Origin of the sequence: Sphingobium chlorophenolicum, assembly GCF_000722875.1 — a bacterium.
GTDB lineage: Bacteria > Pseudomonadota > Alphaproteobacteria > Sphingomonadales > Sphingomonadaceae > Sphingobium > Sphingobium chlorophenolicum.
In genome coordinates this window covers 1-2,324 of record NZ_JFHR01000082.1, presented here as the reverse complement: position 1 = coordinate 2,324, position 2,324 = coordinate 1, and the positions used below count along the sequence as shown (strand labels likewise).

Annotated in this window: 2 protein-coding genes; both read right to left on the bottom strand. The window is 64.4% G+C overall.

Features of this window, described 5'->3' with window-relative positions; all coding sequences use genetic code 11:
- A partial coding sequence (locus tag BV95_RS21040; RefSeq protein WP_037456893.1) for a pyruvate dehydrogenase complex E1 component subunit beta occupies positions 1–1,367 on the bottom strand: 1,367 nt, incomplete at its 3' end.
- Positions 1,367–2,324: pyruvate dehydrogenase (acetyl-transferring) E1 component subunit alpha (gene pdhA / locus BV95_RS21035; RefSeq protein WP_037456889.1), on the bottom strand; the 958-nt coding region annotated here is incomplete at its 5' end. The genes pdhA and BV95_RS21040, both read right to left, overlap by 1 nt.

Genomic DNA, 2,324 nt, shown 5'->3' with positions numbered 1-2,324 from the left:
ACGGCCTCCACGACCTTGTCTGGATTGACGATGGCGGCCTTTTCGAGGTTTGCGGCATAGGGGAGCGGGACGTCTTCGTTGGTGACGCGCAGCACGGGGGCGTCGAGATCGTCGAAGCCCTGCTCCATCACCACCGCCGCAATCTCCGAGGCGATGGAGCAGACCGGCCAGCCTTCCTCCACCACCACAAGGCGGTTGGTCTTGCGCAGGCTCTCCAGCACCGTCGCCGTGTCCAGCGGGCGCAGCGTGCGCAGGTCCACGACCTCCGCATCGATGCCCTCGCCCGCCAGCGCGTCGGCCGCCTCCAGCGCCACGCCCACGCCGATAGAGTAGCTCACCAGCGTCACGTCCCTGCCCTCGCGCACGATCCGCGCCTTGCCGATGGGCAGGACATAATCGTCCACCTTCGGCACGTCGAAGCTGCGGCCGTAGACCAGCTCATTTTCCAGGAACACCACCGGATCGTCCGAGCGGATCGCCGCCTTGAGCAGACCCTTGGCGTCGGCCGCGTCATAGGGCGCGATCACGATCAGACCCGGCACCGCCGCATACCAGGGCGCGTAATTCTGGCTGTGCTGCGCCCCGACCCGGCTCGCCGCGCCGTTGGGACCGCGAAACACGATCGGGCAGCGCATCTGCCCGCCCGACATGTAATTGGTCTTGGCCGCCGAGTTGATGATATGGTCGATCGCCTGCATCGCGAAGTTGAACGTCATGAACTCGACGATCGGCTTCAATCCGCCCATCGCCGCGCCCGCGCCGATGCCGGCAAAGCCATATTCGGTGATCGGCGTGTCGATCACCCGTTTGGCCCCGAACTCCTCCAGCAGGCCCTGCGTCACCTTGTAGGCGCCCTGATATTCGGCGACCTCCTCGCCCATCACGAAGACCCGCTCGTCGCGGCGCATCTCCTCTGCCATGGCGTCGCGCAGCGCTTCGCGCACGGTGGTCTTGAGATAGTCGGTGCCTTCGGGCAGCGCGGGATCCTTGACGCTTGCCTTCGCCTCGGTCGCGAGGTTGGACGTGCCGCTCTCGGCCTTGCGCGGGGCGGGAGCCGCTTCCGGCGCAGCGGGAGGCGCGCTTTCCTGCACCTTGGGAGCTTGGGCCGTATCGTCGCTCTCTCCCGCCTCGCCCTGCATCGTGGCGATGACGGTGCCGACCTTCACGCCCTCGGTGCCCTCGGCCACCATGATCTGGCCGATCTTGCCTTCGTCGACCGCTTCGAATTCCATCGTCGCCTTGTCGGTCTCGATCTCGGCCAATATGTCGCCGGAGCGGACCTCATCCCCGGCCTTCACCAGCCATTTGGCCAGCGTGCCTTCCTCCATCGTCGGAGACAGCGCCGGCATCTTGATCTCGATACCCATCAATATTGCTCCACCAGCACGTCGGTATAAAGATCGCGCAGTTCCGGTTCGGGGGAGGTTTCGGCAAAGTCCGCCGCGTCGCTGACGATTTTGCGGATGTCCTGGTCGATCTTCTTGAGCTCGTCCTCGGACACGCCCGCCTGCGCCAGATATTTCTTCACCCCCTCGATCGGGTCGGATTTCTCGCGCATCGACTGCACTTCCTCGCGCGAGCGATATTTGGCCGGGTCGGACATGCTATGGCCGCGATAGCGGTAGGTCTTCATCTCCAGCAGGATCGGGCCGTTGCCTGCCTGCACCCATTTCAATGCTTCCTCGGTCGCGCCGCGCACCGCCAGCACGTCCATGCCGTTCACCTGGATGCCAGGGATGCGGAAGCTCTCGCCCCGGCGGTAAAGCTGGTCCTCGGCCGAGGAGCGGTTGACGCTGGTGCCCATGGCGTACTGGTTGTTCTCGATCACGAAGATGATCGGCAGCTTCCATAGCTCGGCCATGTTGAAGCTTTCATAGACCTGGCCCTGATTGGCCGCGCCGTCGCCGAAATAGGCGACGCACACGCCGCCGTCATTGTTGTACTTGTGCGCGAACCCCAGCCCCGCGCCCAGCGACACCTGCGCGCCGACGATGCCGTGGCCGCCGTAGAATTTATGCTCGACGCTGAACATGTGCATCGAACCGCCCTTGCCGCGCGAAATGCCCGCTTCCCGGCCGGTCAGTTCTGCCATGATGACATTGGGGTCGATGCCATAGGCCAGCATGTGCCCATGGTCGCGATAGCCGGTGATCACGCTGTCCTTGCCCGGCTCCAGCGCAGACTGGATGCCGACCGCCACAGCCTCCTGACCGATATAGAGGTGGCAGAAGCCGCCGATCAGGCCCAAACCATATAACTGCCCCGCCTTCTCCTCAAAACGCCGGATCAGCACCATCTGCCGGTAAAATTCCCGCAACTCTTCC